The 13,933-nt window shown below is 74.4% G+C and carries 13 protein-coding genes; all 13 read right to left on the bottom strand.

Annotated elements, in window-relative coordinates; all coding sequences use genetic code 11:
* Window positions 1-39: 39 nt before the first annotated feature.
* The 13 genes from ABD160_RS13870 to ABD160_RS13810 all read right to left on the bottom strand — a co-directional run bounded on the left by ABD160_RS13870 (window position 40) and on the right by ABD160_RS13810 (window position 13,926).
* The gene (locus tag ABD160_RS13870; protein ID WP_344022287.1) at window positions 40-1,380 is read right to left on the bottom strand and encodes an MFS transporter; all 1,341 of its coding nucleotides are present in this window, start codon (window positions 1,378-1,380) and stop codon (window positions 40-42) included.
* Complete coding sequence (locus tag ABD160_RS13865; protein WP_344022357.1) at window positions 1,377-2,525, bottom strand: LLM class flavin-dependent oxidoreductase; 1,149 nt, start codon at window positions 2,523-2,525, stop codon at window positions 1,377-1,379. Before ABD160_RS13865 ends, ABD160_RS13870 begins: the two co-directional genes overlap by 4 nt.
* A gap of 188 nt (window positions 2,526-2,713) precedes the next feature.
* A complete protein-coding gene (locus ABD160_RS13860) occupies window positions 2,714-3,862 on the bottom strand; it encodes an MFS transporter (protein ID WP_344022285.1) in 1,149 nt (382 codons plus the stop codon).
* Window positions 3,863-3,887: 25 nt separating this feature from the next.
* Window positions 3,888-4,790, bottom strand: a complete 903-nt coding sequence (locus tag ABD160_RS13855) for an ABC transporter substrate-binding protein (RefSeq protein WP_344022283.1) — start codon at window positions 4,788-4,790, stop codon at window positions 3,888-3,890.
* A 22-nt stretch (window positions 4,791-4,812) separates the two neighbouring features.
* Window positions 4,813-5,541, bottom strand: a complete 729-nt coding sequence (locus ABD160_RS13850) for an ABC transporter ATP-binding protein (protein ID WP_344022281.1) — start codon at window positions 5,539-5,541, stop codon at window positions 4,813-4,815.
* Window positions 5,538-6,407, bottom strand: coding sequence for an ABC transporter permease (locus ABD160_RS13845; protein ID WP_344022279.1), 870 nt, complete (start codon window positions 6,405-6,407; stop codon window positions 5,538-5,540). Before ABD160_RS13845 ends, ABD160_RS13850 begins: the two co-directional genes overlap by 4 nt.
* A complete protein-coding gene (locus ABD160_RS13840; RefSeq protein ID WP_344022277.1) occupies window positions 6,404-7,426 on the bottom strand; it encodes an ABC transporter substrate-binding protein in 1,023 nt (340 codons plus the stop codon). The genes ABD160_RS13845 and ABD160_RS13840 overlap by 4 nt, the downstream gene beginning before the upstream one ends.
* A gap of 165 nt (window positions 7,427-7,591) precedes the next feature.
* The gene (locus tag ABD160_RS13835) at window positions 7,592-8,452 is read right to left on the bottom strand and encodes a substrate-binding domain-containing protein (protein ID WP_344022275.1); all 861 of its coding nucleotides are present in this window, start codon (window positions 8,450-8,452) and stop codon (window positions 7,592-7,594) included.
* Between the two features lie 121 nt (window positions 8,453-8,573).
* On the bottom strand, window positions 8,574-9,353 hold the full coding sequence (locus ABD160_RS13830) for an IclR family transcriptional regulator (RefSeq protein WP_344022273.1): 780 nt from the start codon (window positions 9,351-9,353) through the stop codon (window positions 8,574-8,576).
* Between the two features lie 73 nt (window positions 9,354-9,426).
* Window positions 9,427-10,506, bottom strand: coding sequence for an LLM class flavin-dependent oxidoreductase (locus ABD160_RS13825; protein ID WP_344022271.1), 1,080 nt, complete (start codon window positions 10,504-10,506; stop codon window positions 9,427-9,429).
* Window positions 10,503-12,131 carry an ATP-binding cassette domain-containing protein gene (locus tag ABD160_RS13820; RefSeq protein WP_344022268.1) on the bottom strand — a complete coding sequence of 543 codons (1,629 nt, stop codon included), beginning with the start codon at window positions 12,129-12,131 and terminating at the stop codon, window positions 10,503-10,505. The genes ABD160_RS13825 and ABD160_RS13820 overlap by 4 nt, the downstream gene beginning before the upstream one ends.
* The gene (locus tag ABD160_RS13815; RefSeq protein WP_344022266.1) at window positions 12,110-12,961 is read right to left on the bottom strand and encodes an ABC transporter permease; all 852 of its coding nucleotides are present in this window, start codon (window positions 12,959-12,961) and stop codon (window positions 12,110-12,112) included. Before ABD160_RS13815 ends, ABD160_RS13820 begins: the two co-directional genes overlap by 22 nt.
* On the bottom strand, window positions 12,958-13,926 hold the full coding sequence (locus ABD160_RS13810; RefSeq protein ID WP_344022264.1) for an ABC transporter permease: 969 nt from the start codon (window positions 13,924-13,926) through the stop codon (window positions 12,958-12,960). Before ABD160_RS13810 ends, ABD160_RS13815 begins: the two co-directional genes overlap by 4 nt.
* Between the last annotated feature and the right edge of the window lie 7 nt (window positions 13,927-13,933).

The raw sequence follows: 13,933 nt of genomic DNA, 5'->3' as shown, positions 1-13,933 counted from the left end.
GCCACGAGGGGTCCGCTCGTGGCGTTCCGGGTCCGGCGCTCACCAGGGTTCCGAGCGTGTCCATTCCGGACGCCAGCCGATGTAGCGCGGCATCACCCACACCGTCACCACGCTGATCACCGCGGTCAGGACCAGGTAGCCGCCGGCGATCCAGGGGCTCCCGGCCCCGGCGGCGAGCAGCGCGGTCAGGATCGCCGGCGTCAGGCCGGAGGCGTAGATCCCGGACACCTGGTAGACCAGCGACAGTCCGGTGTAGCGCACGTCGGCCTCGAACAGCTCCGCGTAGAGCGCCGACTGGGTGCCGGTCATCAGCGCGTAGGCGACGCCCAGCTGGAACAGCACCACGACCACGACGATCCAGCCCACACCCGTCCCCACCAGCAGGAACGACGGGATCACCGACAGTCCGAACAGGACGGCGCCGGTACCGAACACCCGTCGTCTGCCGAACCGGTCGGCGAGCAGCCCGGCCAGCGGCGTCACCACCGCCATCAGCAGCGCCCCGGCCGTGACCGCGACCAGGACGAGCACCCGGTCCACCCCGACGGTGGTCACCGCGTAGGTGATGACGAAGACACCCCAGGTGTTGAACGCGGCGCCCTCGGCCCAGCGGGCGAGCATCCCGGTGCCCAGCCCGCGGCGGTGCACCCGGGTGCGGAACAGCTCGACGGCGGGGACCTTCGTCGTCGTCCCGGTCTCCTGCAGCTTCCGGAACTCCGGGGTCTCCAGGATCGTCAGCCGCACCGCGAGCCCGACGACCACCAGCAGCACCGACACCAGGAACGCGGCCCGCCAGCCGTAGGCCAGGAAGGTCTCGTCGTCGAGGAACTCGGCGAGCAGCGCGAACGCCCCGGTGCCCAGCGCGAGCCCGAGGCCCAGGCCGATCTGCGGGACGCTGCCGTAGAGGCCGCGCTTCCCGGGCGGCGCGTTCTCGATGGCGAGCAGCACCGCGCCGCCCCACTCGCCGCCGACCGCGACGCCCTGCAGGATCCGCAGCAGCACCAGCAGCAGCGGCGCGGCGACGCCGATCGCGGCGTACGGCGGCAGCAGCCCGATCAGCGCGGTCGCGACGCCCATCAGCAGCATCGTCGCGACCAGGGTCTGCTTGCGGCCGACCCGGTCGCCGATGTGCCCGAAGATCACCGCGCCGACCGGGCGGGCGACGAACCCGACCGCGAACGTGCCGAACGCGAGCAGGGTGCCGACGGTCGGGTCGTCGGACGGGAAGAACAGGATCGGGAAGACCAGGCCGGCCGCGGTGGCGTAGAGGAAGAAGTCGTACCACTCGATGGTGGTGCCGACCAGCGAGGCGATCAGGACCTTGCGCCGCGCCGCCGGGCTGTCCGGGGCGGTGGGTGCCGTGCCGCTCGCGGTGCTCACCTGCGGTAGTCCGCGGCGAACGGCACCGAGCGGGCTTCGTCGGCCTCGACGACGGCGCCGTCCGGCGGGGACCACAGGCCGGGCTCGCGCAGCACCGGCAGCACCCCCTCCCCCATCCACCAGGCCTCCTCCAGGTGCGGGTACCCGGAGAGGACGAACTCGTCGATCCCGGCGGCGTGGTAGTCGGCGATCCGGTCGGCGACCTCGGTGTGCGAGCCGACCAGCGCGGTCCCGGCGCCGCCGCGGACGAGTCCCACTCCCGCCCACAGGTTCGGGGCGATGGTGAGGTTCTCCCGCGACCCGCCGTGCAGGGCACGCATCCGGCGCTGCCCCTCCGACTCGGACGCGGCCAGGCCCTGCTGGACCCCGGCGATCGTGTCCGGGTCGAGCGCGTCGAGCAGCTTCTGCGCCTGCGCCCACGCCTCCGCCGCGGTGTCCCGGGTGATGACGTGCAGCCGGATGCCGAACCGGACGGTGCGCCCGCGGTCGGCGGCGAGCTTGCGGATCCAGCCGACCTTCTCCCGGACCTGCTCGACCGGCTCGCCCCAGGTGAGGTAGACGTCGGCGTGCTCGGCGGCGATGTCACCGGCGGCCGGGGACGATCCGCCGAAGTACACCGGCGGCACCGGATCGGGCAGCCGGGACAGCGACGCGGCCTCCACCCGCAGGTGCTCGCCGTCCAGGTCGACGGTCTCGCCGCGCCACAGCCGGGTCACCACCGACAGGAACTCGCCGGTGCGGGCGTAGCGGGCGTCCTTGTCGAGGAAGTCGCCGTAGGCGCGCTGCTCGCGGGACTCGCCGCCGGTGACGACGTTGAGCAGCAGCCGCCCGCCGGAGTGCCGCTGGAAGCTCGCGGCCTGCTGTGCGGCCAGGGTCGGCGAGATCGAGCCGGGCCGGAACGCGACCAGGAACTTCAGCCGCTCGGTGTGCGCGACGAGCATCGCGGTGGTGATCCAGGCGTCCTCGCACCAGGCGCCGGTCGGGGTCAGCGCCCCGTCGAAGCCGGCCTGCTCGGCGGCCCGGGCGACCTGGGTGAGGTAGCCGATCGAGGCCGGGCGGATGGTGCCCGCCGAGCCGGTGGCGTTGCCGTGGCCGCCGCCGACGAGATGGCGGCCGTCGCCCATCGTGGGCAGGAACCAGTGCATGGTCAGGGGTGCGTCGGGCACGGGGACCTTCCGGGGTGGTGGGGGGTGTTCAGCGGCTGCGGGGTGCCCGACAGGCCTGGGCGTGCACCCGGCCCAGGTCGACCCACAGCCGGCGGGTCAGCTCGCTTCCTCCCACCCCACGAGCGCAACAGAGCACCGCGTCACCACGCAACCCGGCGCGGGATCGGTCACAGCGGCCGCGCGGTCCCGCGGCGCGGGCCGAGGGCGAACAGCAGCAGCAGCGCCAGCGCCGGTGCGACGGCGGTCGCGGCGAACCCGGCCGCGCCCGCCCCGCTGTAGAGCGGCACCCACAGCAGCGGCGCCAGTGCCCCGCCGAAGAACTGGAACGACAGCGCCAGCGACGCCGCCCCGGCCCGGTTCCCCTCGGTGCTGGTCGCGGCGATCGCGTTCACCGTGGTCCGCAGCCCGGTCACCGCGACGCCGACGGCGGCGATCCCGATCCCCAGCAGCAGCACGGTCGGCCCGACCGCGGCGACCACCAGACCGGCCGCGAGCAGCAGGTTCATCCCGACACCGGTGCGGCGCGGACCGAGCCGGTCCAATCGGCGGCCGAGCAGCGGCGCGGCGAGCAGCCCGGCCACCCCGAACGACGACGCGAGCAGGCCGCGCTCCCAGGGGCCCAGGCCGAAGTCGTCGGCGGCGCGCAGGATCGCCAGCACGGTCAGCCCGACCGCCGCCAGGTAGCACAGGAACGACAACCCGCAGGCCACCGCCAGGTTCCGGTTGAGCAGGGCGCGCACCGGCGGCGGGCCGGTCCGGGGCGGGCCGGCCGTCATCGTCGGCGGCAGTGCCGCGAGCACCAGCGCGACCAGCGCCGGGAACACGAACGCCAGCCGCCAGTCCAGGGCCGCCGACGGACCGGACACCAGCGGGCTGGCCGCCTGCCCGGCCGCCTGCATCCCGGCGAACAAGCCGAGCGCGCGGCCCAGCCCGGCCCGCGGGACCAGGTCGGTGATCGCGGCGACCAGCAGCGGGGTGGTGAACGCGTTCGTGACGCCCTGCAGGGCACGCGCCGCGAGGAACCACCCGATCCCCGGGGCGAGCACGCACAGCCCGCAGGCGACGACGAACGCGACCAGCGACACCTGCATGGTGCGGGCCCGGCCCCAGCGCTCGGCCAGCGTGCCGGACACCAGCATCACCGCGGCGAACGGGAGCATGTACGCGGTGACGGCCGCGGCGGCCAGCTCCGGTGTGGTCGCCAGCCCGTCCGCCACCTCGGGCACCATCGGCGTGACCATGGTGCTGGCGTAGGGGCCGAGGAAGCCGCCGACGTAGAGCGGCCACGCCCGGACGCCCGGGCGTGGCCGCGTCACGGCGAGATCGTGCTCAGACATCCACTCAGACATCCACCAGGTTCTGGACCAGCGAGTCGAAGGTGCGGTCGTCCTCGATCAGGCCCCAGGACACCATCCAGTCGTAGGTCCGCCGGAACTGGGCCTCCGGGTACGGCGCCGGATCGACGTAGCGCAGCCGGCCCAGCGGGATCTCGTGCGGCTCGACGGTGCCCAGCTCCGGCGGGATCTCCGCGGTGAGGTGGTGCAGGTAGGGCCGCGGGTCCTCGTCGAGCTTGCGCACCGCGCGCACCACGGCCCGGTTGATCCGGGCGTAGGTGTCCTCGTCGACCTGCGGGCTGGCGATCTCGGCGCCGACGTAGAACGCCTCGGCGAGGATCTTGTAGCCCTGCTTCTCGGCGAGGGTGATCCACGGCTCCATCAGCGCGGCCGCCTCGACGGTGCCGTCGCGCAGTGCCTCGAACCGGACCTGCGGGCCGCCGTAGTGCGCGACGCTGATCTCCTCCCGCGGCAGGAAGCCCTCCAGCGTCTGCAGCGCGACGTAGTGCGAGCCGTGGTGGAAGTTCACCGCGACGGTGACGCCGGCCAGGTCCTGCGGGTGGGTCGCCGGATGGTCGCCGCGGACCATGATCGCCTGGCCGTTGACGGCGGCCCGCTTGCTGACCACCCGGCCGCCGACCGTGGTGTCCCCGGCGCGGCGCACCTGGCCCCACTCGCAGGCCCGGTAGAGCGACGCCTCGCCGCTCTCGAAGTGCGACTTGGTCGAGCCGAACGAGCTGAGCAGCTGGTGGTCCTCCACCGGCGCGATGCCGGCGTTCGCGTAGTCCTTGGTGACGAACGCGACGTCGACGCCCTCCTCGGCGAAGTAGCCCTCGTCCCGGGCGACGAGCTGGGGCAGCGAGAACACCAGGGACAGCAGCTCCATGGTGACCTGGGGTCGGTCGGTCATGCGGGTCTCCTCTCGGGTGCGCTCAGGCGAGCGCGGCGACGATCCGGGTGTGCAGGTCGAACAGGTGCGGGTCCTCCGCGGAACGCGGCCGGGTGCGGTCCACCCGGTGCTCTGCGACGATCCGGGCGGGCCGGCCGGCCAGCACGATCACCCGGTCGGCGAGCAGCGCCGCCTCGAGCGGATTGTGCGTGACCAGCAGCCCGCTGCGCGGGCGCTGCATCCACAGCTGCTGCAGCAGCAGTCGCAGCTTGCGGGCGGTGAGCTCGTCGAGGGCGCTGAACGGCTCGTCGAGCAGCACCAGATCGGGTTCGACGGCGAACGCGCGGGCCACCGCGACCCGCTGCCGCTGCCCGCCGGACAGCACGCTCGGGTAGGCCCCGGCGTACTCGGTGAGGCCGACGGCGTCGAGCACGGTGTCCGCGGCGGCCGGGTCGAGCCCGGCCGCGTCCAGCGCGAGGACGACGTTCTGCCGGACCGGCAGCCAGTCCAGCAGCCGGGGCTGCTGGAACACGACGCCGAGCCGGGGCCGTCCGATCTCGACGGTGCCGCGCTCGGGCACGGTCAGCCCGGCGACGATGTGCAGCAGGGTGGTCTTGCCGGTGCCGGACGCGCCGACGACGGCGACCAGCTCGCCGTCGTCGACGGTGAGCGAGAAGTCCTCCAGCACGGTCTGCGGGGCGCCGGAGCGGGCGTCGACGAAGGTCTTGCCGATGCCGTCCAGCCGGATCCGGGTAATGGCCGGGGCGCTCACACCGACACCACCTTCCGCCAGCGGCTCGCCCGCCGTTCCAGGCCCTGCAGGACGCCGTACTCCAGCACCGCCATGACCACCGCGAACAGCAGCGTCCAGGCCAGCACGGCGCCGACGTTCTGCCCGGCGAACGCGTTGTTGAGCTGGTAGCCGACGCCGGAGGACATGCCGAACACCTCGACCAGCACGATCACCTTCCAGCCCAGGGACAGGCCGAGGCGGGCCCCGGCGAACAGCGACGGCGCCAGCGCGGGCAGCCACAGCCTGCGCAGCCGGGTGGTCCGGGAGAACCGGTAGACGTGCGCCATCTCCAGCAGGTCCGGATCGACCGACCGGACGCCCTGGTAGATCGTCAGCACCAGCGCGGGCGCCGAGGCGAGGGCGACCGCGATGACCGGGTTGGCGAGGCCGACGCCGAACCAGATCACGCACAGCAGCGCCCACACCAGCCCGGGGATGGTCAGCCCGAGCAGCACCGCGGGCTCGAAGAACCGGCGGGCGAACTCGTTGCGCCCCATCGCGATCCCGACGGCGATGGCGACCAGGAAGGCGAGCGCGAAGCCGAGCGCGACGCGCAGCACGGTGATCCCGAGCTGCTCGGCGAACGAGCCGTCGACGACGATGCCGACGAGCTCGGTCGCGACGTCGCCGACGGTCGGCACCAGCACCGAGTCGAGCAGCACCGCCATCAGCTGCCAGGCCAGCGCGGCGAGGACCAGGAACAGCGCGGCGGGCCCGGCCGCGCGCAGCAGGCGGCGGCGCGGCGGAGCCGGGACGGCGGGGCGCTCCGCCGGCGGGACGGTCCCGGTGGGCCGGCCGGCCGGTGCCGCCGCGGTCCGGCCGGCTGCGGTGTCGGTGCTGGTCACAGGGTCTCCAGGTCGATCCAGGGCAGCTGCTCCGGCACCGCCGTCACCAGCCCGACCTGCTGGGCGACCTCGACCTGGCGCTGCAGGTTCGCGAAGACCGCCGGGCCCCACTCGACCGGATAGACCTCGCGCATCCGCTCCGGCAGCAGCTCGATCGCCGCGCGCTCCTCGGCCGGAATCCCGTAGACCTCGTGCAGCTCGGCGAGGATCTCCGGACGCTCCCGGATCACCTCGTGCGCGCCGACCCGCAGATCGGCGACCGCCCGGACGGCGTCCGGGTTCTCGTCCAGGAACGAGCGCACCGTGCCCTGGCCGTTGAGGACGAGCGCGGCCGGGTCCTCCCCGGTGCCCCGCGACCACTCCTCCCCGACGGTGGCGATCTGCCGGGCGCCCCGGCCGACGAGGCGGGTCGCGTTCGGCTCGATGGTGACGATCGCGTCGACGTCGCCGCGGTCGAACAGCGCCAACCCGGCCAGCACCGCACCCGGGAACAGCTCGTACTCGTCGTTCAGGTCGGTGCCGTTGACGGCGGCCGCGAGCTGGGTGGAGCGGAACGCGTCGCTGTTGTTCGGCGGCGTCGCGACCCGCCTGCCGCGCAGGTCGGCCGGCGTCCGGTAGGGGCTGTTCTCCGGGACCAGCCAGCGGACGTGGTTGGTCAGGTTCGCCGAGAACAGCACGACGTCCGAGCCGGCCTCCCCGGCGACGACCGCGCCGAGCGGGCCGAAGCTGGCGACGTCGAGCGCCCCGGAGAGCAGCTTGTTCTGCACGTCGCCGGGGCCGGTCCCGGCGATGTAGGTGAGATCGAGGCCGTCGAGCAGGCCGTTCTGCTCGGCGACCGGGCGGATCACCGAGCTCGCGGTGCCCGCGCCGGAGTCCTCGACCCGGGCGGAGATCCGCCCGGCGGGGGCGGCGCCGCCGCCGCAGGCGGACAGCAGCGGGGCGGCGGTGAGCCCGGCGGCGCCGAGCAGGACGGCGCGCAGCACGGTGCGCCGGTCGGTGGACAGGGTGTGTGCGGGCATGCGGGGGCTCCGGAGGGGGCGGGTCCGCGCGGGGGCGCGGCGAGGCGGCCGGGCGCGCAGGTGCGGCCGGCCGGGCGGACGGGTGTGCGGGGCGTCAGCGCCCCGGACAGGTCCCGCCGTTGATGTGGCACAGGTCGATGTGCCTGCGCCGGGTGAGCAGCCCGTTCACCGCAGTGCCCGCAGCGTCTCGTAGCCGGAGCGGCCGTCGGTGAGCCGCCAGGAGCGCATCCAGGCGTAAGTCTCGGTGAACCGCTGCTCGGTGAAGGGAACGATGTGGGTGTAGCGGTGGTAGTCGCGGCGCAGGTCGGCCGGATCGAGCAGACCGCCCGCCTCGGCGGCGATCAGCGGCGCCCAGCGGTCCCGGTCGGCGTTGATCAGGTCGACGGCCCGGTCGACGGCGGCGCGGTAGGCCTCCTGCGCGGCGGCGGTCAGGTGCGGGGCGACGACCTGCGAGCCGCGGTAGGTGTAGGTGCCGAGCACGTGCGCGCCGTGCACCAGCGCGGCGGACAAGAACGGCTCCATCAGCATCGTGGCCCGGGTGCGCCCGGTGAGCAGCGCGTCCAGCCGCTCGGCGGGCGGGCCGCCGTGCACCAGGGTGATCCGCTGCCGCGGGACGGTGCCCTCCAGCAGGTGCAGCGCGGTGTAGTGGGAGCCGGTGTACTCGTTGATCGACACCGGCACGTCGGCCACGTCGTGCGGCTCGTTCAGCTCCGGATCGAGGCTGACCAGCGCCTGGGCGACGACGGCCGCCCGCAGGTGCCCGATCCGGCCGCCGCGGGCGTCGCGCTCCAGCCGGTCGATGCCGCCCCACTCGCAGACGTTGTAGACGTCGGCCCGGGCCGCGGAGAACTGCGACTCCTTGTGCCGGACGGCGGGATTGCGCCGGGTGTCGGCGGACCGGTCGGCGGGGGTCTCGAACCGGACGTCGAGCCCGGCGCCGGCGAACAGCCCCTCGGCGACGGCGACCATCTCGGGGAGGTCGAACACGACGTGGTTCGGCGACACCACGATCTCGGAACCCGTCACGCTGGTCACCGTAAGGAGCCGCGACGACCCCCGTCAACAGGCGATTTGCGCGATGCGGGACACGTTCGCGCAGTGCGCAATGTACGGACACGTGTCCATTCCGCAGCGGACGGGGGCCGGTTCAGAACTCCCCGAACGCCATCGACACCGGCAGGCCCTCCAGCGCGTCGGCGGCGGAGCGGACGAGTGCGCCGATCCCGTCCAGGGCGTCGTCGGGCAGCCTGCTCACCGGGCCCTGGATCTCGACGCCCATCCGCACCACGTCGCCGGCCCCGACGACCGGCGCGGCGATCGCCCGCAGCGCGTCGTCGTGCGGGTCGTCGAGCACCGCGTAGCCGCGGAACTGGGTGGCCATCAGGTCGACCTCGGCCAGCCAGGTCTCCGGGGCGCCGGCCCGGGACAGCACCTGCGCGGCGTGCCCGAGCGGATCGGTGCCGAACGCGACGATCGCGCAGCCGATCGCCGACTCCAGCAGCGGCACCCGCTCCCCCGGCCGCCCGGTGTAGCGCAGCGGGCGGGTCGAGGGCACCGACAGCACCACCAGCACCTCGTCGCCGCGGCGCATGCCGATGCTGGCCGTCTCGCCGGTCCGGTCGGCCAGCTCCTTCAGCACGTCGGCCGCCTCCGGCACGCCCGAGGCGCCGAGCGACTTGCGGGCCAGCCGCAGCAGCAGCGGGCCGGGCAGGAACCGGTCCGACGAGGCGTCGCGGCACAGCAGGTTCCCGGCGACCAGGGTGTGCGCGAGCCGGTGCACGGTGGACACCGTCATCCCGGTGATCTTGGCGATCTCGGTGGTGGTGAGCCCCCCGTCGCTGTCCACGACGAGGCCGAGCACGGTCGCCGCGCGCGCCACCGACTGGATCTCCGAACCGCGGGCCGGGTTCGGGGCGCGCCCGGTCACCGGAGGGTCCTCAGCACCGATCTCGACACCGGCTCACCCTAGTCCGCGCGTGTGCGGCGGCCGTCGCACGCGGTCAGGCCGGCGCCCACCCCAGTGCCGGGGCGACGGTGGTGGCCAGGTCGGTGATCAGCCGCCGGTTCTGCGCCGGCCCGAACGCGGGCGGCAGGAACAGCACGATCTCGTCGGCGGCGGCGATCCCCGGGTCGGCGAGCAGCGCGGCCACCACCTCGTCGGGGGTGCCGTGGTGCACCGGGCTGATCTGCTGCCCGGCCGGCAGTGCCGCGGTGATCACCGGCTCCAGCGCGCCCTGCGGGCGCGAGGTGGCCATCCCCCGGGTGCGGCGTTCCTCGTCGTAGGCGGCGTAGCGGGCGCGCAGCTCGGCGGAGGTGCCGGGCAGGATCGACGCCGCCGCCGCGACCGGTGGCGGCTCGGTGCCGTGCTCGGCGCGCCAGGTGTCCCGGTAGGCGGTGATCAGCCGGGCCTGGTACTGCGGGAACGTCTCGCCGTCGGCGATGCCGTGCAGCACGGTCCCGGTGATCAGGCCCAGGCCGCGGCGGGCGGCCCGCACCGCCGAGCCGACGCTCGCCGCGCCGATCCGCAGCCGGCCGCGCAGGCCGGGGCTGTGCGGGGTCACCCGGATCTCGGTGCCGACCGGGGCGCCCTGGCCGGGGCCGTCGACGACGTGCAGCGGCGCACCGGAGACCGCGGCGAGGAACCGGTCGAGCCGCCGGTTCGCCTCGGTCCGCGGGTCGGTGTCGACGGCGCCGAACACCGCGTCCCAGCTCGCGGTCGAGCCGGTCGCCAGCGCCAGCTCCAGCCGCCCGCCGACGAGCAGATCGGTGGTGCCCGCGGCCTCGGCGAGCAGCACCGGGTCCTGGTAGCGCATCGGGAGCACGGCCGAGCCGAGCCGGATCCGGGAGGTGTGCCGGCCGACCGCGGCGAAGAACGGCAGCGGTGAGGACAGGTAGTGGTCGAAGTGCCGCTGGTAGGCCCAGCCGGACTGGTAGCCGAGCTCCTCGGCGGCCTCGTAGAGCGCGATGCCGTCGGCCAGCCCGGCGGCCGGGCCCGCGTCGTCGGTCCAGGAGACCCGGGTGTTGAACCCGAGCGCGGTCACCGGGCGGGCCGCCGTGACCGGTGCTGCCCCGGCGGTCACGCGGCGGCCCGCTCGGTGCCGGGGAGCGAGTCCAGCAGGGTGCGGGTGTAGTCGTCCTGCGGGTCGTCGAACACCGCGCCGACCTCGCCCTGCTCGACGACCCGGCCGTGGCGCAGCACGGACACGGTGTGCGCGAGCTGGCGGATCAGGGACAGGTCGTGCGAGACGAACACGTAGGTCAGGCCGCGTTCGGCCTGCAGCCGCAGCAGCGTCTCCACGATCCCGGCCTGCACCGTCACGTCCAGCGCCGAGGTCGGCTCGTCGAACACGATCACGTCCGGTTCGAGCACCAGCGCCCTGGCGATCGCGACCCGCTGCCGCTGCCCGCCGGACAGTGCCGCGGGCCGTCGTCCGAGCAGGTCGTCGGAGAGCCCGACCGACGCGGTCGCCGCCCGCACCCGGCCGGCCCGCTCGCGCCGGTCGCCCACCCGGAAGCGGTCCAGCGGCTCGCGGACCAGGCGTTCCACCTTCCACATCGGATCCAGCGAGGTGAACGGGTTCTGGTAGACCAGCTGCAGGTGCCTGCGCAGCTCGCGCAGCGCCGCGGGCGAGCGGGACTCCAGCGCCGCGCCGGCGACGGCGATCCGCCCGGTGTCCGGGCGTTCCAGCCCGAGCAGCAGCCGGATCGCGGTGGTCTTGCCGGAGCCGGACTCGCCGACCAGCGCGTGCGTGGTGCCGCGGCGGACGGTGAACGACACGTCGTCGACCGCGGCGACGCGGGACCGGCCGCTGCCGAACGCCTTCGCGACCTGCGACACCTCGATCGCGGCCGGAGTCGCCGGATCGGCGAGCCGGGCCGCACCCGCGGCGCGCTGCTCGGCCCAGCGGTCCGGGTTCAGCGCGGGCACGTCGGCGTGCAGCCGCCGCGCGTACACCGACGACGGCCGGTCGAACACCGCGGCGGTCGGCCCCGACTCCTGCACCGCGCCGTCCTTGAGCACGACGAGGTCGTCGGCCCGGTCGGCGGCGATCGCCAGGTCGTGGGTGATCAGCAGCAGCCCGATGCCGAGGCTCCCGCGCAGCTCGGAGAGCAGGTCCAGGATGTGCCGGGCGATGGTGACGTCGAGCGCGGAGGTGGGTTCGTCGGCCACCAGCAGCGACGGCCCGGGCAGCACGGCGAGCCCGATCAGGACCCGCTGCAGCATGCCGCCGGACAGCTCGTGCGGGTAGGCGTCGAACACCCGGCGGGGATCCGGGAGGCCGACCCGCGCGAGGGTGTCGAGGACCAGCCCGCGGCGCCCGCCCGGCTCGGTGCCGTCGGCGAGCGCGGCGGCCTCCAGTCCCTGCGAGCCGATCGTCCGGACCGGGTTGAGGGCGCTGCCCGGGTCCTGCGGGACGAAGCCCAGGGTGCGTCCGCGCAGCGACCGGAACCGCCGCTCGGGCAGCCCGAGCACCTCGGTGCCGTCGATCTCGACCCGGCCGGTCGCCCGGCCGGTGTCCGGCAGCAGCCGCAGCACCGAGCGGGCGATGGTGGACTTGCCGGAACCGGACTCGCCGATCAGCGCGAGCGAGCCGCCCGCGTGCAGGGTGAGGTCCACACCGGACACCGTCGGGCGGCCGGCGTAGGACACGGACAGGTCGGTGACCCGCAGCAGCGGTGCGGTCAGTCGGTCGTGCGGAGCCATCGGCTGATCCTGTTCACGGAGAGGACGGTGACGATCGTGACGAGCGCGGGCGCCCACACCAGCCAGGGCGCCATCGGGTGGTCCTTGCCGGAGGCGACGAGCAGCCCCCAGTCCGACGCGGGCGGCGGGTCGCCGTAGCCGAGGAAGGCCAGGCCGGCGATCACCAGGATCGACAGGCCGAAGTGCAGCACGGCGAGCTGCAGCACCGAGCGCGACGCGTTGGGCAGCACGTGCCGCAGCAGCACGTGCGTGCGCGACCCGCCGAGCAGCAGCGCCGCCTCCACGTAGACGGCGCTGCGGGTCTTGAGCACCTCCGAGCGCATCACCCTGGCGAACACGGCGACCGCCGAGATGCCGGTCGCGATGGCCGCGTTGATGGTCTGGAAGCCGAGCGCCGAGACCACGACGACGGCCAGCAGGAAGCTGGGGATCGCCAGCAGCACGTCGACGAACCGGGCCAGAACCACGTCGACCAGCCCGCCGAGGAACCCGGCGAGCAGCCCGATCAGGCCGCCGCTGAGCACCCCGATGGCGACCGCGACGAGCGCGCTGGTCACCGACGACGAGGTGCCGTGCACGACCCGGCTGAACAGGTCCCGGCCCAGGTGGTCGGTGCCGAACAGGTGCTCGGCGCTCGGCGGCAGGAACAGGTCGGCCGGCACCCCGTCGACCGGGTCCTGCGCGGTGAACAGCCCCGGCGCCACCGACCAGGCGACGACCAGGGCGATCACCAGGAACGACAGCACCACCCCGGCCGGGACCCGGCGGGCGGGGGCGCGGTCCGGGCCGCGGGGCGCGGTGGCCGAACCGGAGACGGTGGAGACGGTCATCGGGCGGCCACCCCTCGTTCGGGGCCGGCCTGCAGCGACACCCGCGGATCGAGCAGCGGGTACACCAGGTCGGCCACCAGGTTGACGACGACGAACACGACGGCCGCGAGCGCCACCACCGCCTGCAGCACCGGCAGGTCCTGCATCGCGACGGACCGCTCGACGAGCGAGCCGACGCCGGTCCGCCCGAACACCGCCTCGGTGATGACGGCGCCGCCGAGCAGCTCGCCGACGGTCAGCGCGAGCACCGTCACCACCGGCAGCGACGACGGCTTGAGCAGGTGCGCCACCAGCAGCGCCGGCCGGCCGAGCCCGCGTGAGCGGGCCACCGCCGCGTACTCCTGGCGGGACTCGTGATCGAGGTTGGCGATCAGCACCTCGGCGATCTGCGCGGACACCGGGATGCCGAGGGTGAGCGCGGCGAAGAAGGTCGCCGTCGGCGAGTCGGCGTCGATCGCCCGGAACAGCCCCAGCTGGAAGGAGAACAGCTGGATCAGCAGCAGCCCGATCAGGAAGTTCGGCACCGACAGGAACAGCGACGGGAACGCCCGCAGCGCCGGGCCGAACGGGCGCGGCAGGTACTGCGCGCCGAGCGCGATCCCGAAGGCCAGCACCACGGCCACCACGAACGCGGTGCCGGCCAGCGCGAGCGTCGACCCGAGCACCTCGCCCAGCATGTCCGCGACCGGCCGGTCGGACCGCAGGGACAGCCCGAGGTCGCCGACCAGGAACCGGGACAGCGCCTCCCACAGCTGCACGTACACCGGCTGGTCGAGGCCGTAGTAGGCGATGATCCGGGCGATCTCCTCCTCGCTGAACCCGTTCTCCGGGTTGCGCAGGGTGGCGGTCACCGGATCACCCGGCAGCACGCTGATCACCACGAAGGTGAACACGTAGGCCAGCAGCACCACGACGACGGCCTGCCCCGCCCGGCGCAGTGCATAGCCGGTCCAGTCCCGGTTCACGGCGGCC

This window comes from Pseudonocardia kongjuensis, assembly GCF_039526905.1.
GTDB classification, from domain to species: Bacteria; Actinomycetota; Actinomycetes; order Mycobacteriales; family Pseudonocardiaceae; genus Pseudonocardia; species Pseudonocardia kongjuensis.
Note: the sequence above shows the minus strand (reverse complement) of the source record. Positions and strands in the feature narration are given on the sequence as shown.